The organism is Kaistella palustris DSM 21579 (assembly GCF_000422265.1).
GTDB lineage: Bacteria > Bacteroidota > Bacteroidia > Flavobacteriales > Weeksellaceae > Kaistella > Kaistella palustris.
Genome location: NZ_AULL01000017.1, coordinates 1 through 18585, shown reverse-complemented (window position 1 = coordinate 18585; position 18585 = coordinate 1). Strand labels below are relative to the sequence as shown.

The following is an 18585-nucleotide window of genomic DNA, read 5'->3' as shown; positions in this document are numbered from 1 at the left end:
TTATCTGTTCAGAAATTCTTCGTTGAAGACTTTGCGGCTCACGGCTTCATAACTCTCCATCTCGCCAAGTTCAACAAGATCCTGGCTGGCAGAAATCCGCATGGAATAGTTGGCAAGATTCCCGGTTCTTTTACAGATTGCGTGTACTTTGGTCACATACTCCGCGGTGGCCATAAGGTTGGGGATCGGCCCAAACGGCCTGCCCATAAAATCCATGTCCAGGCCTGCAATAACTACCCGTATTCCTGTGTTCGCCAGGTGATTAGCTACATCTACGATACTTTCATCAAAAAACTGCGCTTCATCAATTCCTACCACATCGCACGTAGAGCCAAGCAGTAGAATTTCATTCGGACTTTCGACAGGTGTGCTTCGAATTTTATTCTTATTGTGTGATACTACTTCCTCTTCGGCGTAGCGTACATCGAGCTTTGGTTTAAAGATCTCGACTTTTTGTCCGGCCATTTCAGCACGGCGCAGACGGCGGATTAATTCTTCCGTTTTGCCCGAAAACATGGAGCCGCAGATGACTTCCATCCAACCGCTTTGTTTTGCGTGATTAATTGTATTTTCTAAAAACATTTGGTAATTTAGCCGTACTATTTAAATGCCAAAATTAAGGAAATTTAATAAGACTTTATTATGCAGAACGTCCGGGAACTAGAAGATAAAATTTTTTTTGAATTAAAAAATGTGCTGGATAATCTGGCGAAAGTCGACACCAAAGAAGAACTTCTCGCAAAACAGGATATCTTCGCTGAGATCGCCGACCGCCTGGCTTTCTTAAGGATTTTAGATCAAAATAAGGACTTTTTTATCCAGGAGGCGAACCACGAAATCTTTGGCGAACACGCCGAAAACTTCAGTGCATATAACGCACAGAATTCTGATCCGGCTGATGAAGCGCCCGAAGATGAAATCATCGAAGAAGAAGTTATCTTCACCAACGAGATAAATGAAATTGACGATCTGGAAGAAGACCAGAATATGGAAGATGATGAACTGGAAGCAGAAAATTCTGGAGATCAGATCGATAACGTCTACTACAATATAACAGAAACTTCAGCCACCGCGGAGAATACTGAATCTACCGGTGGAAATTTTACTGAAAATGAAGGTCAGCCAGAAGAGCAGTTGACCTACGACCAGCGCGTTGCTGAGAAAGAACACGAACTTCAGGAACTCGAGGAACGTCGCCGGAAAATCGTGGAAATTACCAAAGAGGAAACTCCAGTGGGTACACCGGAAACGATTTTTCATGAAACCAGGACGCCGGAACCGCATATTGAGAAAAAATTTAAGCTTGCAAATATCAAAGGTCTGAAGGCGGTGCAAAATCTGTTCGATGGCGATCCGCTGGATAATTATGAGGAAGAACCAGCCGACTCCGAATCGCCGGAAACTTCCGGAAGCCTGTTAAAAGCCAATATTCCCACTGAATATATGGAAGCGCCCAAGAAAAAACCTGAGTTCAAAATTGATTTCAATGATAAGATCGCCTTTACCAAACTCCTTTTCAATGGTGACGAAGAAGCTTTAAGGGCAACTGTTGCGCACCTGAATACCTTCGAAAATATGGAGGATGCAAAACAGTACCTGAGCGAACTTTACTACGAGAAAGACTGGAGTAAGGTCGATGAATATGCGCAACGGCTCTGGGATTTGGTAGAAAGCAAATTCCTTTAAAAATCTAAAAAAGCACTTCAGCAAAAATTACGAACACATCGAATGATTAAAGATATCCACGACTTTCAACATGTATTTTTTATCGGCGTGGCCGGTACGGGTATGAGCGCGCTGGCGCAATATCTGCAGGGCACGGGCAAAGATGTTTCGGGAAGTGACCGCTATTTTCACCCCGGAGAATCCAACAAAACGAAGGAACAGCTGGAAAATGAAGGCATCAAATGTTATTTGCAGGATGGCAGCGGAATAGGTGCCGAAACAGACCTCGTGGTGGCTTCTACAGCTATTGAAGATACGGTTTACGAAATTCAGAAAGCCAAAGAACTGGGAATCCCCGTGATCAGAAGGAGTGAATTACTTGCTCTGATTGCAAAAAGTAAAAAAACAATAGCCGTGGCCGGAACTTCGGGTAAATCTACGACCTCAGCAATGCTCTACCAGATCTTGCTGGATGCGGGTTTTGACCCGAGCATCATTTCCGGCGCAGGTTTAACGAGCATCATTAAAAAGGGGAAAATAGGTAATGCCGCCGTAGGAGCTGGTGAATGGCTCATTATTGAAGCTGACGAAAGCGATGGTTCCGTGGTCCAGTACACCCCCGAGATTGGGCTCCTTTTAAATATCGATAAAGACCACCAGGAGATTGAGGAACTGACTGATTTATTCACTGTATTTAAAAAAAATACCAAAGGCTTATTTATTGTAAACCAATCAAATACACTGGCGAAATCTTTGTCTGCAAACTCTGAAAATGATTTTGGTTTCGAAGACAGTAATGCCGGATATAATGCTGAAAGGTTTAAGCAGGACAGTCTGTCACTGACTTTTGAAATCAGAGGTCAACAATTTCAGATGAATTCCCTCGGGCAACATTCCGTAGAAAATGCTGCGGCTGCTGTAGCTGTGGCGAATCAAATCGGCGTTGATCTGGAAACCTGTGCCGCCAGTCTGGCCAAATATCAAGGTATCTATCGCCGCCACCAAATATTGGGCAAAAAGAATGGCGTCTGGGTAATCGATGATTATGCGCACAATCCTGCAAAATGTGCAGCCTCAATCCGCGCCTGCCAACCTTTGGCCGAAAAAGTGGTTGCGTGGTTTCAGCCGCACGGTTACAAGCCCACACGGTTTCTGAAAGATGACTTTATTAAAGAGATTTCCGAAGCGCTAAGACCGCAGGATGAAATCTGGATGAGCGAAATATTTTATGCCGGCGGAACCGCTGTAAAAGACATTTCCGCCGAAGAACTGACCGATGGTATCGAAGCCAGCGGAAAGAATGCCTTTTTTGTGGAGGACAGAAATGCCCTGCTGAAAATTTTGAGGCCTGATTTACAGCCTGGTACCGTACTGTTACTGATGGGTGCAAGGGATCCCGGTTTAGAGAATTTTTGTTCAAACCTTTATGAAAATCTTTAGATGAGCGGCATGATGTACTTTGTTCCTACGCCTGTCGGCAATCTCGAAGATATGACCTTTCGGGCTGTACGTATTCTAAAGGAAGTCGATTATATTTTGTGTGAAGACACCCGAACATCAGGTATTTTATTAAAGCATTATGAAATAGCTAAACCACTGAAATCCTATCATTTACACAATGAACATCAGGCCACGCAGAAAATCATTGATGATCTGAAAAAAGGTCAGAATATTGCGATTATTACAGATGCCGGTACACCCGGAATCTCCGACCCGGGATATCTTCTGGCAAAAGCTATCGCCGATGAGAATCTGGAAATGCAGTGTTTGCCGGGCGCCACCGCTTTTGTGCCGGCACTCGTTGTTTCCGGCTTGCCAAATAATGAGTTTCTGTTTGCCGGATTTCTGCCACAGAAAAAAGGCAGACAGACAAAACTGAAACAGCTGGCCGCAGAAAAAAGAACAGTGATACTGTACGAAAGTCCGCACAAGATCAACACCACCTTAGAACAGATCAAAGAGTTTTTCGGCGATGAAACACAGGTGAGCTTAAGCCGCGAAATTTCAAAAAAATTCGAAGAAACAAAACGGGGTTCCATCAGCGACGTAATTGCCTTTTCAAAAACAAAAACACTGAAGGGTGAAATTGTTCTTGTCGTCAACAATGTGGGAAATAAGGAACTGGTAGAAGTAAATCCTACAAAAAATAAATATAAAAATATAGAAAACTAAAATACCATGGGATTATTAGCAGGAAAAGTAGCCCTGATCACAGGCGCAACACGTGGAATTGGAAAAGGGATTGCCGAGATTTTCGCAAAGGAAGGTGCAAAGGTTGCTTTCACTTATGCAGGTTCTGTAGATAAGGCGAAGGCGCTCGAAGAGCAGTTGGCAAAGATTACCACCGTGAAATCATATCAGTCGGATGCGTCGGATTATGATGCTGCACAAAAGCTCGTTGCTGATGTGCTGGAAGAATTCGGGCAAATCGATATTCTGATCAACAATGCGGGAATTACACGCGATAACCTGATGCTCAGAATGTCTAAAGATGACTGGGATACTGTATTGCGGGTAAACCTGGATTCCGTCTTCAATCTGACCAAAGCCGTTGTAAAACCGATGATGAAGGCAAGAGCCGGTTCAATAATCAATATGACTTCTGTAGTTGGTGTAAAAGGCAATGCGGGACAGGCAAACTATGCAGCCTCCAAAGCAGGTGTAATAGGTTTTTCAAAATCAATCGCGCTGGAATTGGGTTCGCGTAACATCCGCTGCAATGCGATTGCGCCAGGCTTTATTGAAACTGAAATGACAGGAGCTCTGGATGAAAAAACGGTGCAGGGTTGGCGGGAAGCTATTCCTTTGAAACGCGGCGGTCACCCGGAAGATGTTGCCAATGCATGCGTTTTTCTGGCGAGCGATATGTCCGCATATATTACAGGGCAGGTGCTGAATGTAGATGGCGGAATGCTTACTTAATGATTTCTGCGGTTTCGCGGAACAATTATTGTATAGATTCGGGCTTATAATTATACCGACACTACCATTTCCAGATGAAGTCATTAGCAGAAAAATTTAAGCAGACCCGCAGGCAGACCGAAAGGTTGTGCGAACCGCTGGAAACTGAGGATTACATACCGCAACCCGTGGATTTTGCAAGTCCGCCGAAATGGCATTTAAGTCATTCGACGTGGTTTTTCGAAGAGATGATTCTGAAAAAATTTTATAAAGATTATCAGATCTTTCATCCTGATTTTTCGTTTTTGTTCAACAGTTATTACCAAACCGTTGGGGAGCGCGCCCTCCGCACGGAACGTGGCGTGATGACAAGACCGACAGTTTCGGAAGTATATGAGTACCGCAAATATGTAGATGAACATATCGAAAAACTTTTGGCAGGAGAGATGAGTCAAGAGCTCCAGGACCTGTTGACTTTAGGGATCAATCACGAACAGCAGCATCAGGAATTATTAATAACGGATCTTAAACATACCCTGTCCTACAACCCGATCCATCCTGTTTACAGCGAAGGATTTAATCTGACCGCCCAAACGAATGGGAAAACCGGGTGGCTTAAAATACCTGAAGGAATTTATGAAATCGGTTTTGAAAGAGAAGGTTTCCATTTTGACAATGAGGAAGGACGGCATAAGGTTTTTCTCCACAGCTTTGAGATTTCCGAGGCGTTGGTAACAAACGCAGAATTTCTGGAATTTATAGAGGCAGGCGGTTACGAAAACTTTAAATTCTGGCTGGATGAAGGCTGGAGCTGGGTAAATGAGAACCACATCAGCGCACCGCTTTACTGGCAGAAGAAAGATGGAGAATGGTTCACCTTCACGCTTGAAGGTTTACAGCCGCTAAAAGGTGACCATATTTTAACACATATTTCTTTCTACGAAGCGCAGGCTTTTGCTGCCTGGAAAGGATTGCGTCTGCCGACAGAATTTGAATGGGAAGCTGCGGCAGACCAACTCGATTGGGGGAAACGCTGGGAATGGACTTATTCTGCATATCTTCCTTACCCTAATTTCAAAATTGCAGAAGGAGCCGTGGGCGAATACAATGGCAAATTCATGATCAGTCAAATGGTGCTGCGCGGCGCCTCGACCGCGACTCCTAAAGGACACGAAAGAAAAACCTACCGAAATTTTTTTCACCCGAAATACCGGTGGCAAATAACCGGATTAAGACTGGTGAAATGAGTGGAAACATATCTTTCTTAAAGGATGTCGAATTAGGTTTAAGTAATAAACCAAAATTTATTTCGTCCCATTACTTTTACGACAAAGCCGGTGATGTGCTGTTTCAGCAAATCATGGAAATGCCGGAATATTATCTGACCAATTCGGAAATGGAAATTTTCCGGGAACAGTCTGAGACGATTATTGAGGCTTTCTCCATGGTGCCGACGGAAGAATTTGAGTTAATAGAACTCGGCGCGGGCGACGGAAAAAAGACACAGCACCTGCTGCAGGCGCTTCTACAAAAGGAATATAATTTTAAATACATCCCGGTGGATATTTCTGCAAACAGTCTGCAGGTGATTTCCGGCCGGCTGCGAAATCTCTTTCCCGGTTTGAATATCGAAACGCGGCAGGGCGAGTATTTTCAGGTCCTGGACGCGCTTTTCAGGTCGCCAAATCCCAAAGTGATCATGTTCATCGGTTCCAATCTCGGTAATATGGTAGATGAGGTTGCGGTACAGTTTCTGGCTAAGATTTCGCGCCATCTTAAATCAGGGGAAAAACTTTTACTGGGTCTGGATTTGATGAAGTCGGCGGAGATAATTCTGCCCGCTTACAACGATGCGGCCGGCATTACCAGAGATTTTAACCTGAATCTTTTGAAACGGATCAACCGGGAATTTGGCGCAGATTTCAATATCGCGGAGTTTGAACATGTACCGGAATATGATGAATCTGAAGGTATTGCAAAAAGTTATTTAAAGAGTACCAAAGCGCAAAAAGTCTTCATCAGGGATTTGGGAAGATCATTTGATTTTGACGAAGGTGAAAAAATTCATACCGAGATTTCCAGGAAATATAACGATATGATCTTAAATGATTTAATGAAAGGCACTTCCCTGGAAATTGAGCAGAAGTTTCTGGATTCCAGAAAATATTTTGCCGATTATATCATCAACAAACAATGAGCAGCGAGTTACCATTGCGTGGAGTCTTGGGCTTAGGTGCGGTTTCAACTCAATATTATCTGCAGCGCATCCACAAAAAGTATCAGAAGCGGCATCTGGAATTTTCAACCTGCCCGCTGATGATGTATCAAATTGATTTTCAGGAAATAAACCCTTATTTACCGCGGCAGTTTGACGTGCTTTTGCCGAGACTAAAAAATGTATTACAAGCAGTCGAAAATATCGGAATTTCAAAGTTAATCATTCCTAATATTACACTTCACGAAGCACTGGATCAGATCGAAACATCGCTTTCTGTTTGTCATCCTGTCAATTTAACACTAAATTTTCTCCGTGAGAAAAATATTCCGGAAATTATTCTTTTTGGTACAAAATTCACCATGAGATCCGGCTGGTTTAAACAGAAATTCACTTTCAATGATATCGAAATTATATTGCCCTCCGACGAAGATCAGCAGTGGCTCGACAGTTTCCGAAAAACGGTTTATACCGGGCAAACTACAACTTCAGATATTGAATATTTCCAGAATTTGATTAGGAAATACGGACAAGAAAGGACCGTAGTTCTTGCATGCACCGAACTTTCTGTATATTCTTTAAAACAAGAAACATTCTGTATTGATATCGCGGAACTGCAGATCGAAGATTTTTTAAAGGAGTAAAAAAGCAAAAGGGTTATTCACCAAAAATCTGGTTTTCCTGTTCCTGTACGCGGATAAATGTGGTCCGTTTGGAAAGTTCGCGCAATTGCGACGCACCTACATAAGTACAGGTGGAACGTACACCGCCCAAAATATCTTTCACCGTACTTTCAACGGCACCTTTGTACGAAACCCGAACTGTTTTACCTTCAGATGCACGGTATTCTGCAATACCGCCGGAATGCTTTTCCATCGCAGTTTGGGAACTCATGCCGTAGAAAAGCCGGTACTTCTTGCCGTTTTCCTCTACAATCTCACCGCCGCTTTCGTCGTGACCGGCAAACATGCCGCCAAGCATCACAAAGTCTGCACCGCCACCAAAAGCTTTGGATACATCACCAGGGATTTTGCAGCCACCATCAGAAATAATGTGGCCGCCAAGCCCGTGCGCCGCATCAGCACATTCAATGATCGCCGAAAGCTGAGGATAACCGACGCCGGTTTTAATACGCGTGGTACAGACCGAGCCTGGACCGATTCCTACTTTAATGATGTCTGCGCCCGCCAAAATAAGTTCTTCCACCATTTCACCCGTCACCACATTGCCTGCAATGATGGTCTGCTCCGGAAAGTTTTGGCGCATTTTTTTTACGAAAGCTACAAAATGCTCCGAATAACCGTTGGCCACATCGATGCATAAAAACTGGATCTGCGGATGATCGGAAATGATCTGTGCGATTTTTTCTTCGTCAGCTTCGCCAATGCCTGTACTAAGGGCGATATAATTAAAAATTGATACTGGTTGGTCCGCCAGAAAAGCCTGCCATTCTTCGCGGGAATAATGCTTGTGCACGGCGGTCAGAATTTTGTGCCGGGCAAGTGACACCGCCATTTCAAAAGTTCCCACGGTATCCATATTGGCAGCGATGATCGGCACGCCGCTCCAGGTTTTCTGCGAGTTTCGGAAAGTGAAACTGCGTTCCAGCGAAACCTGCGATCTGGATTGTAAAGTTGACCGTTTCGGACGGATCATGACATCTTTAAATCCCAGTTTAAGGTCGTTTTCTATGCGCATTTTTTTGTGGTGTAATTCATTAAAGGAAAAAGTCGATATCTTAAAATTCCAAAGTATTCCGAAGATGCTGCAGATGCTCGTGGGCTGTAAGGTCAAATTTAACCGGAACAATTGAAATGTATCCATCGGATAGCGCTGTTTCATCAGCGTCAGCGCCGGAATCCATATTATTGAAATAGCCTGTGAGCCAGTAATATTTTTTGCCGTGCGGATTTATTCGCTCATCGAAGTTTTCTTCCCATTTCGCTTCTGCCTGTCTGCAGACTTTTACGCCTTTTATCTCTTCTTTTTTTAGTTTCGGAATATTCACATTGAGCACAACGCCTTTTGGTAAAGGGTTCTCCAGCACTTTTTTTACAATTTTCTGTATAAATTCTTTTGCCTGGGTAAAATCTGCATCCCAGGAAAAATCAAGAAGCGAAAAGCCGATAGCCTGCAAGCCTTCCATTCCAGCTTCTACCGCGGCGCTCATGGTGCCGGAGTAAATGACATTAATGGAAGAATTGGAACCGTGATTAATGCCGGAAACTACAAGATCCGGGCGTCGCGGCAGAATCTTGTCAAGCGCAAATTTCACACAGTCCACGGGAGTTCCACTCAGCGAATAATCATTTTGAGGTCCCTCAAGACTGATCTCTTCGAAGGTAAGGGTGGAATTTATAGTAATTGCGTGGCCTTTTCCGGATTGCGGTGAGTTTGGTGCTACAACCACCACATCGCCGATCTCATTCATAAATTCTACAAGGTGTCTGATGCCGGGCGCGGTAATGCCGTCGTCATTTGTCACCAGGATTAGGGGTTTTTGCATATACTTTCTTTCGATTTCTACAAATTTAATTAAAATATGGTGGTCGGAAATAAATAAGGTATTAATTTTGATACTTTGTAAAATCCTGTAACAAAAGGGTATTCTTACCAACAAATTAGATATTAATAAATTATATGTTCAAAAACTTAAAAATCAATACATTACTGCTTTTCATTCCGCTCACAAGTTTGGTGTTCTGCTTTAATTCCCCCAAAAATGATGATGAGAAAATGTCGACCATCATGGTCAGCGTAAAAAACACGCTCAGTTATCTTCACTATTCCCCAAAAGCCGTCAACGATGCTTATTCTCAGGAAGTTTATAAGCATTACTTCGAAATGGTAGATGCCTCCAAAAGGTATTTCCTGCAGTCGGATATGGATGAATTTGCCAAACATGAAACCAAACTCGACGATTATTTGAATCAGGGCGATCTCACTTTTTACAAACTTACCGTTGACCGGCTTTATAAAAGAGTTGATGACATCGATAAAATAACTCAGGATATTCTGAGCAAACCGATCGATCTGAATGAGGATGAAACCTTGGTGCTCGAACCGAAACTGAAAAAAAATGCGAAAACCCAGGCGGAGCTGGCCGCCGAATGGAAGAAATACATCAAGTATAATATCCTGCAGGAAATGGAATCGCTGACTTCCAAGGAAGAAATGCAGAAAGAAAAGAAAGATTCTGTACAGCGGTTTAATCTGAAAGATACCATCAAACTGGAGATCCTGACGCCGGAACAAAAAAGAATAAAAGCCACCGAAGAGGTAAAAGATCTGGTGACAGATACCTTCCGCAGGTTTAAGAAAAGAAATAAAATGGACTGGTTTACGGTGTATATGAACGCATATACCGAGGTTTTCGATCCGCATACCAATTATTACTCGCCGAAAAACAAAGAAGATTTCGATACGCAGTTCAAAGGGAAAGTGATCGGTATTGGTGCCATAATTCAGGAAAAAAGAGGTTTCCTATATCTGGGCGCGTTAACGATTGGTGCACCGGCGTGGAAGTCGAAGCAGCTTTCTGAAGGTGACAAAATACTGAAAGTCCGCTCCAAACCCAATGAAGATGCGGTAAACGTAGTTGGCATGCTTTCCGATGAAGCAGTACGCCTGATCCGTGGTGAGAAAGGAACCAAAGTTACGCTGACGGTCGAGAAAAAAGATAAAAGCATCAAGGAAGTCACCATGATCCGCGAAGAAGTGGCGATTGAAGATACATTTGCGAGAAGTATCATCGTAAACGCACCGAATGGAAAAAAATATGGTCTGATCAATTTGCCGAGTTTCAATGCGGATTTTGAAGATGCTAAGGGAAGAAACGCTTCCGATGACATTAAAAATGAACTCATCAAACTAAAAACCCAAAATGTAGAGGGAATTATTCTTGACCTCCGCAATAACGGTGGTGGCAGTCTGACGGAAGTCGGCGATATCATGGGACTGTTCATGAACGCCGGTCCTTATGTTCAGGTGAAAGACGGCAACGGAAAGATCCAGACCTTAAAAAATAAAGCTAATACACCGCTTTGGACAGGTCCGCTTGTAATTATGCAGAACGAACTTTCAGCTTCCGCTTCTGAAATTTTTGCAGGTGCCATGCAGGATTACGGTAGAGGCGTGGTGATCGGTTCGCCGCAGTCTTTCGGAAAAGGAACGGTACAGACTTTTGTAGATCTGAACAGATTTTTAAATACGAATGATGATTTCGGTTCCCTGAAGCTCACCATCCAGAAGTTCTACCGAATAACAGGAGAATCAACACAGCGCAAAGGAATTGAGTCCGACATTAAAATGAAAGATTTCTTCACCTATGCAGAGATCGGCGAGCGTTATGACGATTACGCATTGGCGTGGGACAAAATCCCGGCCGTACCTTACCAGCCGGTGAATTATTTTTCGGTAGCTGCTTTGCAGAAGAACATTGAAGGCAGACTGAAAAACAACAGAACTTACCAACTGATGCAGGAATCGGCGCAATGGAAGGAAAATCTGGATAAAGAAGAAACAATCTCCCTGAATCAGGCAAAATTCAATGAAGTGATGAAAACACGGAAAGCGCAGATCGAAAAATTTAAAGCGCTTGATAAATTCAACAACGGTCTGAAATTTACCCTGAATACCGATGAAGTCGTTCGCGAAAAAACCGACGAAGCCTTTACCAAAAAAACACAGATCTGGACCAAAAATCTGGTGCGTGACCTGTACCTGCAGGAAGCGGTAAACGTAGTTTCGGAAATGAAATAATATATTACACCAACTTTGCACAAACCACCGTTTCCAATCGCGAACGGTGGTTTTTTGTTTTTTACTGCCGTTCAGTCGCCAAAACCTCCCACTCGGTCGGAAAAAGTTGATGGCAGATACTCCGCGCTGTATCTTTACACCATTAAATAACACTAAAACAAAAACAATGGAAATCTACAGTTCAACTCAGCAGGAAAGATTACAGGAAGCGCAAAAAAAAGTAAAAAGCATACGTGGTTTTTACGTGCACGCCACCGTATTCGTATTCGTAAACTTGTTCATCATCGCGGGCTGCGCGGCAGATGATCTGCAAAGTCTGTTTACCACAGATCCTTATATGACCGCAGTGTTTTGGGGTATTGGGCTGGCGGCACACGGCATGGCGGTTTTCGGCCAGGATCTGCTTTTCGGCCAAAACTGGGAAAAGAAACAGGTTCAGAAAATCTTAAATAAATAATTCGGGATTTCTTTAATGATTATATCTTTGTTTGAATTACGGCCCAATGACTAAAAAGAATTTCATCACCACCGCCTGGATCACGCTTATCGTGGGCACATTTCTCTTCCTGATTTACAGTGGTGAAAAAACAATTCAGAATTACTTTTTTTATCTCCTGGTCGCAGGCCTTTATTCCTTCACAATTGCCTTTGGTAATGGCGTCGTTAATGATTATCTGAACAGCCGGTTCTCGTGGGTGGAGGAAACCCGGAAACGCACGGCATATGGTGTAGTCACCACGGTTATCGTAAACATCATATTGGTTTTGGGCTGTAATTATGTAAATTATATCGTTTTTCAGAAAAGGGATTCTGCCGAATTCTTTCAGGGCGACCTGGCTTTCTCGAACTGGTTTACCATCAATATTGCCTTACTGATTTCCGCAATTCTGCATGCAAAAGGTTTCATTGATGAATGGAAAAAAGCCACCAGAAAAGAAGTGGTAGAGCAGAAACTGATCGCAAAATCAGCTAATGCGCAGTTCGAAAGTTTAAAAAACCAACTCGATCCCCATTTTCTGTTTAATTCGCTGAATGTTCTAAGCGCACTGATTGATGAAAATCCAAATCAGGCCCAGCGGTTTACTTCCTCCATGTCGAAAATCTACAGATATGTGCTGGAGCAGAAAGATAAGGAACTCGTGACGGTTGAAGAGGAAATTGAGTTTGCAAAAACCTACTGTAACCTGCTGAAAACCCGCTTTGAAGACAGTGTGAGTTTTGCTTTCAATGTAGATCAAAACTCACTGAAATCATACGTAGTGCCTCTTTCACTGCAGTTGCTGCTGGAGAACTGCATCAAACATAATTTTGCCACCTCCAGCAAACCGCTGAATATTAAGATCTTTTCAGAAAACGGATTTCTTTTCATCGAAAATAATTTACAGCAGCGCGAACAGGTGAAGGAAAGCGCCGGAATCGGCATTTCAAATATTGTGCAGCGATATTCTTTACTCACGAGACAGAATGTGTTCATTGAAAAGTCAGATTCATTTTTCAGGGTTAAGATACCCATGCTTACTACAAAAACAACCGCTATGGAAACACAGCCATCAAAAGAATCCGTCGCTTACCGGCGGGCAGCCAGGAGGGTTGAGGAACTGAAAGGTTTCTACAGCAACCTGATCTCATATTGTCTGGTCATCCCGGCCTTGATTTTTATAAATATCTACACTTCGCCACAGTATTACTGGTTTATATGGCCGATGATTGGTTGGGGTTTTGGACTCTCGATGCACGCGCTGAAAACATTTGGCGTCGGTAAAAACTGGGAGGAAAAACAGATTCAGAAAATTCTCAATAAACAACATTCAAAAAAATAAAACAATGGAAAATTTAACCAATACGCAAACCGATTATGCAGTTGCCAGGGCAAAAGTGGAACAGATGAAAAAATTCTATGCCAGCGCAGCCATCTTTATACTCGTATTTGCGGCATACAGTCTCCGGAAGTACTATAAAACCGGTGATCTCACCTTTTTCGAGTTCAGAGAATTCACCATACTGTTTTGGATCTGGGGAATTATTTTAGCTGCCAAAGCTTTTAAAATATTTTTCTTCAACCACGCCTGGGAAAAACGAATGATTCAGAAAGAACTAAACAACGGACATCATGGAAAATTTTAACGAAGACAACATCAAATATTTAGAAGCCAAAAAGCGCGTAAAACGCCTGAAAGGGTTTTACATTCACGCATTGGTTTACGCGCTTGTCAATCTGCTGATCATTGCACAGGGTGTGCAGACCGGCTCTTCTCTTTACAGCATCAATACCTACTGGACGGCTATTTTCTGGGGCGTAGGTCTGTTGGGACATGCTGCTAGTGTTTTTCTGCCCAATATGGTGATGGGAAAAGATTGGGAAGAAAAAAAGATCCGTGAACTGATGGATAAAAACCATTAGTATCGCAATCAATATGTGTAGAATCTCACTGACTTATATATTTTTCCTTTTGAATTTTAGATATTTAAAGTCTGCCTTTCTCACAAAAGACAAAAACCAGATTCTTTTATTTAATTTTAAAGCATGATCAAAACCGTTATCATCGAAGATGAAAAACCTGCAGCTCGTAAACTTGAGCGGTTAATTACTTTGTTTCCTGATTTAGAATTGGTTGCAACGCTTAATTCAGTGGAAGAAGGTCTTGACTGGTTTCAGAACAATCCGCATCCGGATCTGGTTTTTTCCGACATTGTTTTAGGCGACGGTTTGTCTTTCGATATATTCGAAACAATTCCTACCAAAAGCTTTATGATTTACACGACGGCTTTTGACCAATATACCTTAAAGGCTTTCAAACTGAATTCCATCGACTATCTTTTGAAGCCGATCATGGAAGAAGACCTGGAAAAAGCCATCAATAAATTCAAAAGCTTCTTACCTTCAGAATTATCTAATAATCCTTTGGAAATCAAATCCTTAATTAAAGAAGAGAAGCAGAAATTATCGCGGATTCTGGTGAAGATCGGCTACAATTTAAAAATCGTTCAAACCGATGAGGTTTCGTGCTTTTACAGCGAGAACAAAATCGTCTATCTTCAAACCAAAGAGCGAAATTTTCCCACGGATTTTACGCTGGATGAACTGCAGGAAGTTCTGGATAAAAAAAAGTTTTTCCGGGTGAACAGGCAGTTTATCATCAGTTCAAACTACATTAAAAACATTCATACTTCGCCTTACTATAAAGTTGAAATGGAGTTTCAGCCGGAGGATGAAATCACAGTAAGCCGTGACCGGGTAAGGGATTTTAAAGACTGGCTGAGTAATTAGGTCTTACGGGAACAACATTCAAAGTCAAGATTATTTTCTACGAAATGGGATTTTCCTGGAGATATTGCGCAAGAACATCTTCCACTTTTGTCCACTCCATCCCCGGATAGCGGTCGTTGTCGGTGGTTTTGAGGTCCGCGCGTTCATCCATCATATTCCGCATGTATTGCATTCCCTGCCACGCGGGATACAATTCGTCTTTTGCGGGAGAAAATAATCTCGTGATCTTAATCAGCGCGCTCAGCAAACCAAGTCCGCCTGTTCTGATCAGACGAAATTTTTCTCCGGTCAGATCATTTAGAACTTCCCGAATTTCCTTTGGACTGATCTGATCGCCCGTAATTCTTAAATAGCGCGGCGAAGAATCATCAACAGCGACATTTGCCGTGTAAGTTGCGGTGTCCTCAATCGTCGTGAAACTTATTTTGTGATCTGCATTTCCCCAGTATAAAACCCATTTTTTCTTAAAGATGATCATCGGGATTTCGTTTGTCAACATATCCATAAATGTAAAATTGAAAATGCTCGTTGCTGCGATAGGTTGTGCATCCAGGTATTTGTGGAATTGTCTTCTTAAATCCAAGTTCCGGTTTTCTCCGTCCTTGAATTTCGTAAAATCCAAAGAATAATCCGAGGGAATAAAACGCGGAACTCCCGCCAAAATCGCAGCGTCTAATAACACCTTTTGCGCCTCAATCACTACATCTTCCAAGCCGGCCAAAGCAGAAACCACGCAGCTTGCGCCTTTACAGACCTCGGCGATTTCCTGTTCGCTGTTCATATCCACCGTAAAAATTTTCGCACCAAGTTGTTCCAGTTCAGCGATTTTTTCCTGGTTGCTGCCGGAACGAACGAGAACCCGAACTTCAACTTCTTTTTTCAGCAGTTCCCTGATGATTCTGCCACCAAGATTTCCGGTTCCGCCGGCGATGGTTATTATTTTGTTGGGCATTTGGTTCTTCTTGCACTTAATTTATCATTTGTTACTTCTCGAACATATTCCGAAATGAGATTCCAATCTAAATTTGATAAGGTATTCTCTTTAGGTATATGAATTGTAAATGTGTCATTTTCTTGATTTGGTTCGGGGACATCTTTTAAAAGCAACCAATATGCTTCATTTTCTAATTGTACATATTTTATCAATAGTACTACCTTCAAGTTGTTCCATAGATAATTATAAGTTGATAACCTTAACGTAATTTTTTCGGTTTCGTAATTATCGTTTTGATTAGCAGAAGATTTCAACTGAGTAATAAATTCTAATCCACGATACTCTCCATCTTCACAAATTTCAATATTTAAGTCTTGTCCATAGTCTCGATCGATTGAATTTAAATTCCAATCTATTGGAAGTTTTTATCTGAAAAATGTAATAGACTCTTCTTCTAAACTATGGTTTTTATGTCGCTTCGGAAATTTCATTTTTTATTGGTCAAAATGTGATTTATTGGTAAACTCAGACCAAATTAGTGATCTGCTGGTTTATAAGAACGAGCTACTATTTCTGACTTATCATGATGCGATTGTATTCATATTATCTTTTTTAAGATACCTTTCGATTGGCTATTTATGCTAGTTTTATAAAACAAGAAAACTTTCTCCTTGCTAAAATGTTCACTAAAAAATTCATACTCACTGAATAACTTTTTGCCTCTGATATCAGTCGTCTTCTTTATCAAGTAAAATATAAATTCTATTTAATATCATTAGAAGATTTAATATAAACTGGCTTAAGAGAAATAAACAAATGAAATTTAGAGAGTCTGTGAATAGACAGCTAAAACTAATATTATTAAATTTTATATCAAATGCGAAAATCACTAAAAATATTATAAGAAACAATGCGACTAAAATATTATAAGAGATATTTGCGTGTATCTCATTTGCAAATCTAAATTTTATTAAATTTTTTTCTTCATTTTTATTTTTCACTCTTTGTTTAATTTTTCCTAATGATGTATGAATAATTGCGAGTAGGTTGAATAAGAAACCTGCTAATATTGACATTGCTGTTATCAGATTTGGAACTTGATTTTGAATTGAAATGTTATTATATGTCAATCCGAATGAAATTAATATTGGCACAATGATAAATAGAAAAATATCACTAAATGATATTCCTTTAGAGTTAAGACTCGAAAGTGATCCATAGTGGGCAATTATAATTTTTCTAATATCAATTCTACTAAGCATTTTTCGGAGCTAAATTAAGAATGTCATCGATAAGTTCTTTAGAATTTTGAACAAGCGATTCGGTTTTTGGGATGTCATTTTCAAACTCAATACTATTTGTGACATCAATATCTGGCTGAACTCTATGACGATTTTTGATATAAAATGTTTTTTGTTTTCCATTTAAGTCTAATTGAAATTCTAATTCCGTAAAATTATCGTCAAGACCGTCAATTTCAACTGTTTCATTAGGTTCTTTTCTCATTAAGTTATCAATATAAGTTTTCCATTTTTCTGGCAGTGAAATTCTACTTGAGAATGAAGTTCTAAAAGTTCCTTTCGTTTGTTTGTAATTTTGATCATTATTTACATAGTCCTCTAAACTATCGGGGATTTTATTTTTAACTAGTTCAACCTTCTTAAGTTTTCCTAATTTCATCATTTGTTGATATACGGAGATGTGAATGATGTTTTGAAGAATAAGATAATTATTTACATATCCTTCATTTATAAGAAAACTGTTCAATGCAGGATGTAATTTTGTCTTAATTCCAAAGTTTTTTTTTCTTTGTAGGATTAGATAACCTAAAGATTTATTTTGTGGAATATAAAAGTAAAAGAAAACGTCTCGAAATGATGCGTGATTTGTACGATCTACATTTAGAACAGTTGTATTTGTTGCAAGTTCTTTTACCTTATAATCATCACCACTTATTCCACTGGAAAAATAACCATAACAAACCCTTTCCTTTTTTAGAAATTTAGGCTTCTCTTCTAGGGTTAAATATATCTTATGTTCACCAGATCTGTCTGTTAATTCATTAACATTTTTAAGGATAAAATCAAGAAACTTTTCAAGAACTTTATAAAAATCATCAACGTCATTAAATGCACTTAAATAAGCGAAATCTTTATTATTTTTAATTTTAATTGAATATGAACTAAGTAGAATTCTTTCACTCATTTATTTATGTTTTTTGTTAAATATTGCAAGTAAGACGTTTATGTAAATTACAAAATAAAAACCAAGCTAGTTTGCGGATTTGGTATCAGAATTTTCATACAATATCTCCTTGCTAAAATACCAAAAAATTCCTCTCGAAAAATCAAAAGGAATTATATAATTCATTAAAAGAGAATATTTTACGCAATCACGCCACTTCCCACCAGCTCATCGTCCAGATACCACGCAGCAAACTGTCCTTCTGCAATCGCGGATTGTGGGTTTTCAAACTCGATGTAGAAACCATCTTCAAACTGGTAAAGCGTCGCTTCTTCCAGCGGTTGTCGGTACCGGATCCGGGCCTGAACTTTCATCGATTCGCCGTTTTGCAAACGCAGATCCTCACGAACCCAGTGAACTTCCACATTTCTATTTATAAAGCCGTGCAGGTATGCAACAGCTCTAAGGGCTGTACTATTTAATCATTTTTTCGTTCCATATTTTCCAAGAAAAAAAAGCACTTGGATGCCTAATAAAAATGAATTCGACCTCTTTATCCTCATGTTTTACAATTCGTTTCCTACCAAAAGTATTTCCAATAGGTACTTTAGGGGTGTCAATATCCTTAATTTTAAAATTTTCCTTACCGTACACTTC

At 40.8% G+C, this 18585-nt stretch carries 20 protein-coding genes and 1 pseudogene; 13 read left to right on the top strand and 8 right to left on the bottom strand.

Translation table 11 applies throughout. The features are described from left to right. Window positions 1–582, bottom strand: coding sequence for a thymidine kinase (locus tag H562_RS0106945; RefSeq protein WP_027376836.1), 582 nt, complete (start codon window positions 580–582; stop codon window positions 1–3). 60 nt (window positions 583–642) lie between these two features. On the opposite strand from H562_RS0106945, the gene H562_RS15400 reads away from it, so the two are divergent. The 7 genes from H562_RS15400 to H562_RS0106910 all read left to right on the top strand — a co-directional run bounded on the left by H562_RS15400 (window position 643) and on the right by H562_RS0106910 (window position 7425). Further along, complete coding sequence (locus H562_RS15400; protein ID WP_051190436.1) at window positions 643–1686, top strand: hypothetical protein; 1044 nt, start codon at window positions 643–645, stop codon at window positions 1684–1686. 42 nt (window positions 1687–1728) lie between these two features. Next, window positions 1729–3105 carry a UDP-N-acetylmuramate--L-alanine ligase gene (locus H562_RS0106935; protein ID WP_027376835.1) on the top strand — a complete coding sequence of 459 codons (1377 nt, stop codon included), beginning with the start codon at window positions 1729–1731 and terminating at the stop codon, window positions 3103–3105. After that, a complete protein-coding gene (gene rsmI, locus H562_RS0106930) occupies window positions 3106–3837 on the top strand; it encodes a 16S rRNA (cytidine(1402)-2'-O)-methyltransferase (RefSeq protein ID WP_027376834.1) in 732 nt (243 codons plus the stop codon). Window positions 3838–3843: 6 nt separating this feature from the next. Then, window positions 3844–4587, top strand: coding sequence for a 3-oxoacyl-[acyl-carrier-protein] reductase (gene fabG, locus H562_RS0106925; protein ID WP_027376833.1), 744 nt, complete (start codon window positions 3844–3846; stop codon window positions 4585–4587). 74 nt (window positions 4588–4661) lie between these two features. After that, window positions 4662–5813, top strand: a complete 1152-nt coding sequence (gene egtB / locus H562_RS0106920) for an ergothioneine biosynthesis protein EgtB (RefSeq protein WP_027376832.1) — start codon at window positions 4662–4664, stop codon at window positions 5811–5813. Further along, entirely contained in the window at window positions 5810–6763 is a 954-nt protein-coding gene (locus tag H562_RS0106915) for an L-histidine N(alpha)-methyltransferase (protein WP_027376831.1), read from the top strand. Before egtB ends, H562_RS0106915 begins: the two co-directional genes overlap by 4 nt. Next, window positions 6760–7425 carry an aspartate/glutamate racemase family protein gene (locus tag H562_RS0106910; protein WP_027376830.1) on the top strand — a complete coding sequence of 222 codons (666 nt, stop codon included), beginning with the start codon at window positions 6760–6762 and terminating at the stop codon, window positions 7423–7425. The genes H562_RS0106915 and H562_RS0106910 overlap by 4 nt, the downstream gene beginning before the upstream one ends. Window positions 7426–7438: 13 nt before the next feature. On the opposite strand, the gene guaC is transcribed toward H562_RS0106910, so the two are convergent. Together guaC and surE are read right to left on the bottom strand one after the other, a co-directional pair. Beyond that, window positions 7439–8479: a GMP reductase gene (gene guaC / locus H562_RS0106905; protein WP_027376829.1), complete on the bottom strand. Its 1041-nt coding sequence runs from the start codon at window positions 8477–8479 to the stop codon at window positions 7439–7441. A 40-nt stretch (window positions 8480–8519) separates the two neighbouring features. Next, complete coding sequence (gene surE / locus H562_RS0106900) at window positions 8520–9287, bottom strand: 5'/3'-nucleotidase SurE (RefSeq protein WP_027376828.1); 768 nt, start codon at window positions 9285–9287, stop codon at window positions 8520–8522. 134 nt (window positions 9288–9421) lie between these two features. On the opposite strand from surE, the gene H562_RS0106895 reads away from it, so the two are divergent. The 6 genes from H562_RS0106895 to H562_RS0106870 all read left to right on the top strand — a co-directional run bounded on the left by H562_RS0106895 (window position 9422) and on the right by H562_RS0106870 (window position 14810). Beyond that, a complete protein-coding gene (locus tag H562_RS0106895; protein WP_027376827.1) occupies window positions 9422–11542 on the top strand; it encodes a carboxy terminal-processing peptidase in 2121 nt (706 codons plus the stop codon). 166 nt (window positions 11543–11708) lie between these two features. Continuing rightward, complete coding sequence (locus H562_RS0106890) at window positions 11709–11999, top strand: 2TM domain-containing protein (RefSeq protein WP_027376826.1); 291 nt, start codon at window positions 11709–11711, stop codon at window positions 11997–11999. Window positions 12000–12045: 46 nt separating this feature from the next. After that, a complete protein-coding gene (locus H562_RS0106885) occupies window positions 12046–13362 on the top strand; it encodes a 2TM domain-containing protein (RefSeq protein ID WP_027376825.1) in 1317 nt (438 codons plus the stop codon). 4 nt (window positions 13363–13366) lie between these two features. Then, window positions 13367–13666: a 2TM domain-containing protein gene (locus H562_RS0106880; RefSeq protein ID WP_027376824.1), complete on the top strand. Its 300-nt coding sequence runs from the start codon at window positions 13367–13369 to the stop codon at window positions 13664–13666. Beyond that, complete coding sequence (locus tag H562_RS0106875; RefSeq protein ID WP_027376823.1) at window positions 13653–13943, top strand: 2TM domain-containing protein; 291 nt, start codon at window positions 13653–13655, stop codon at window positions 13941–13943. The genes H562_RS0106880 and H562_RS0106875 overlap by 14 nt, the downstream gene beginning before the upstream one ends. A gap of 123 nt (window positions 13944–14066) precedes the next feature. Next, window positions 14067–14810 (top strand): LytR/AlgR family response regulator transcription factor, encoded by a 744-nt coding sequence (locus tag H562_RS0106870; protein WP_084466342.1) that lies wholly within the window; start codon window positions 14067–14069, stop codon window positions 14808–14810. Window positions 14811–14847: 37 nt separating this feature from the next. On the opposite strand, the gene H562_RS0106865 is transcribed toward H562_RS0106870, so the two are convergent. The 5 genes and pseudogenes from H562_RS0106865 to H562_RS15735 all read right to left on the bottom strand — a co-directional run. Further along, window positions 14848–15762 carry an NmrA family NAD(P)-binding protein gene (locus H562_RS0106865; RefSeq protein ID WP_027376821.1) on the bottom strand — a complete coding sequence of 305 codons (915 nt, stop codon included), beginning with the start codon at window positions 15760–15762 and terminating at the stop codon, window positions 14848–14850. Beyond that, window positions 15747–16139, bottom strand: coding sequence for a DUF4365 domain-containing protein (locus tag H562_RS0106860; RefSeq protein WP_262493288.1), 393 nt, complete (start codon window positions 16137–16139; stop codon window positions 15747–15749). The genes H562_RS0106865 and H562_RS0106860 overlap by 16 nt, the downstream gene beginning before the upstream one ends. An 859-nt stretch (window positions 16140–16998) precedes the next feature. Continuing rightward, window positions 16999–17949, bottom strand: a complete 951-nt coding sequence (locus H562_RS0106850; protein WP_027376818.1) for a hypothetical protein — start codon at window positions 17947–17949, stop codon at window positions 16999–17001. Between the two features lie 179 nt (window positions 17950–18128). Next, window positions 18129–18356: pseudogene (locus tag H562_RS15545) on the bottom strand (aminomethyltransferase beta-barrel domain-containing protein); the annotation flags it as partial. A 46-nt stretch (window positions 18357–18402) separates the two neighbouring features. After that, window positions 18403–18585: hypothetical protein (locus tag H562_RS15735; RefSeq protein ID WP_034690904.1), on the bottom strand; the 183-nt coding region annotated here is incomplete at its 5' end.

Bases quoted from the DNA above. Each gene is read 5' to 3' on its own strand.
- rsmI (WP_027376834.1), top strand. From the start codon at position 3,106: ATGAGCGGCATGATGTACTTTGTTCCTACGCCTGTCGGCAATCTCGAA.
- H562_RS0106935 (WP_027376835.1), top strand. From the start codon at position 1,729: ATGATTAAAGATATCCACGACTTTCAACATGTATTTTTTATCGGCGTG.
- H562_RS15400 (WP_051190436.1), top strand. From the start codon at position 643: ATGCAGAACGTCCGGGAACTAGAAGATAAAATTTTTTTTGAATTAAAA.
- H562_RS0106880 (WP_027376824.1), top strand. From the start codon at position 13,367: ATGGAAAATTTAACCAATACGCAAACCGATTATGCAGTTGCCAGGGCA.
- fabG (WP_027376833.1), top strand. From the start codon at position 3,844: ATGGGATTATTAGCAGGAAAAGTAGCCCTGATCACAGGCGCAACACGT.
- guaC (WP_027376829.1), bottom strand. From the start codon at position 8,479: ATGCGCATAGAAAACGACCTTAAACTGGGATTTAAAGATGTCATGATC.
- H562_RS0106865 (WP_027376821.1), bottom strand. From the start codon at position 15,762: ATGCCCAACAAAATAATAACCATCGCCGGCGGAACCGGAAATCTTGGT.
- H562_RS0106875 (WP_027376823.1), top strand. From the start codon at position 13,653: ATGGAAAATTTTAACGAAGACAACATCAAATATTTAGAAGCCAAAAAG.
- H562_RS0106915 (WP_027376831.1), top strand. From the start codon at position 5,810: ATGAGTGGAAACATATCTTTCTTAAAGGATGTCGAATTAGGTTTAAGT.
- H562_RS0106910 (WP_027376830.1), top strand. From the start codon at position 6,760: ATGAGCAGCGAGTTACCATTGCGTGGAGTCTTGGGCTTAGGTGCGGTT.
- H562_RS0106870 (WP_084466342.1), top strand. From the start codon at position 14,067: ATGATCAAAACCGTTATCATCGAAGATGAAAAACCTGCAGCTCGTAAA.
- H562_RS0106850 (WP_027376818.1), bottom strand. From the start codon at position 17,949: ATGAGTGAAAGAATTCTACTTAGTTCATATTCAATTAAAATTAAAAAT.
- H562_RS0106890 (WP_027376826.1), top strand. From the start codon at position 11,709: ATGGAAATCTACAGTTCAACTCAGCAGGAAAGATTACAGGAAGCGCAA.
- H562_RS0106885 (WP_027376825.1), top strand. From the start codon at position 12,046: ATGACTAAAAAGAATTTCATCACCACCGCCTGGATCACGCTTATCGTG.
- egtB (WP_027376832.1), top strand. From the start codon at position 4,662: ATGAAGTCATTAGCAGAAAAATTTAAGCAGACCCGCAGGCAGACCGAA.
- H562_RS0106895 (WP_027376827.1), top strand. From the start codon at position 9,422: ATGTTCAAAAACTTAAAAATCAATACATTACTGCTTTTCATTCCGCTC.
- H562_RS0106945 (WP_027376836.1), bottom strand. From the start codon at position 582: ATGTTTTTAGAAAATACAATTAATCACGCAAAACAAAGCGGTTGGATG.
- surE (WP_027376828.1), bottom strand. From the start codon at position 9,287: ATGCAAAAACCCCTAATCCTGGTGACAAATGACGACGGCATTACCGCG.